This window comes from Pantoea sp. sgz302252, from assembly GCF_042610525.1.
In the GTDB taxonomy this organism is placed as follows: Bacteria; Pseudomonadota; Gammaproteobacteria; order Enterobacterales; family Enterobacteriaceae; genus Erwinia.
The window spans coordinates 1-1,509 of the sequence record NZ_JBHDVM010000033.1 but is presented as its reverse complement, the minus strand read 5'-3'; the positions used below and the strand labels follow the sequence as shown (position 1 = coordinate 1,509).

The 1,509-nt window shown below is 52.2% G+C and carries 2 protein-coding genes and 1 pseudogene; 1 reads left to right on the top strand and 2 read right to left on the bottom strand.

Annotation, left to right across the window (positions count from 1 at the left end; genetic code table 11):
• Nucleotides 1-77, bottom strand: a 77-nt coding sequence (locus tag ACETPC_RS23740; protein ID WP_231278969.1) for a ClpX C4-type zinc finger protein, incomplete at its 3' end; no start/stop codon positions are given.
• Nucleotides 78-371: 294 nt separating this feature from the next.
• On the opposite strand from ACETPC_RS23740, the gene ACETPC_RS23735 reads away from it, so the two are divergent.
• Nucleotides 372-956 (top strand): ATP-dependent Clp protease proteolytic subunit, encoded by a 585-nt coding sequence (locus ACETPC_RS23735; protein WP_380184890.1) that lies wholly within the window; start codon nt 372-374, stop codon nt 954-956.
• A gap of 346 nt (nt 957-1,302) precedes the next feature.
• On the opposite strand, the pseudogene clpX reads toward ACETPC_RS23735, so the two are convergent.
• Nucleotides 1,303-1,509 (bottom strand): annotated as a pseudogene (gene clpX, locus ACETPC_RS23730) (ATP-dependent Clp protease ATP-binding subunit ClpX); the annotation flags it as partial.

The window sequence follows — 1,509 nt, the reverse complement described above, 5'->3', positions numbered from 1 at the left end:
CGGACTTCATGCTGGCTCTTGCCGCAAAAAGAGCAGTACAGCAGCTTTCCTGAACCGTCTTTGCGCTTATCTGTCATCAGTTACCTCACGCCTTGTCAACGGCCCTTACAGGCTGTTTTGATTAATAGACCAACCTCTAATATAGCGCATTTCAGCGCTGTTTTGTCAGCAAAAGCGGGCTACGCCGCGCAGGCAGGCAGGTGTTTTTTAGGCGCCTGGCAAGGTTTAAAAAAGGCCAATCAGGATTTTCCTTTAATAACGCTTTGTTTTTGCAAGTAATGATTCAGCGCCGCCACTGTTGATTTAGCTGGTGAATGGATTATGCTAAACTCTTGTCACTTATACAGATCGTTTCCGATGGAGTCTAAATAATGTCTCAGGAGCCAAAGAAAGAAAGCCCGGAAGAGAAGTCCTCTCTGGCGCTTAACAAGTTACTGCAAGCCCGATCTGTGATCATTTCTGGCGAAATCGATCAGGCGCTGGCGGAGAAAGTCACCGCGCAGCTGCTGATCCTGCAGGAAATGGGCGATGAGCCAATCAAGCTGTTTATTAACAGCCAGGGCGGCCACGTTGAAGCTGGCGATACCATTCACGATATGATTAAGTTTGTGAAGCCTAAGGTTCAGGTTATCGGCACCGGCTGGGTGGCAAGCGCGGGCATTACTATCTTCCTGGCGGCGGAAAAAGAAGACCGTTACACGCTGCCTAATACGCGCTTTATGATCCACCAGCCGCTGGGCGGCGTACGCGGTAAGGTTTCTGATATCGAAATCGAAGCCAACGAGCTGCTGCGCGCGCGCGATCGTATCAATAAGCTGATCAGCAAGGCGACCGGCCAGCCGCTGGAGAAAGTAGAGCAGGATACAGACAGCAACTACTGGATGGGCCCGCAGCAGGCGATCGATTACGGCATCGCCAGCCATCTGATTACCCACTGGGACGAGCTGAAAGGCTAAGCTTTTTCACTCTGTTAAAAGCCTCCTTAACCGGAGGCTTTTTTATTTGCCGGGACCGGGCAAGAAAAAGAGAGCCATGCGGCTCTCTTGAGATTGATGACAAACCCCTGGTCGCGTTTAAATCAGTGACAGAGCAGCAGAGGCAGATCGGAACACGGACACGCCGTAAATACTTCCATGTAGGCTCGGTTGGCGCGTCCATGCGCCCGCCTATCCGCTCAGCCTCTGCCGCCATAAAGCTGCGGAGTTGCTGTAAAAAAACAGATGTTCACCTGAGCTTTTTTAGCTTTGTCATCAGTCTGAAGAGAGCCATGCGGCTCTCTTTTTTATGGCAATCCTGAAGGGTTTACTCGCCTGAAGCCTGCTGGGCGTCGTTCTTGCCGTAAATCAGCATCGGCGCTGATTCACCTGCGATTACCGACTCGTCGATCACCACTTTCTCTACGTCGTCCATTGATGGCAGATCGTACATGGTATCCAGCAGCGCGCCTTCCACGATGGAGCGCAGACCGCGCGCGCCGGTTTTACGCGACATCGCCTTGCCCGCTATCGC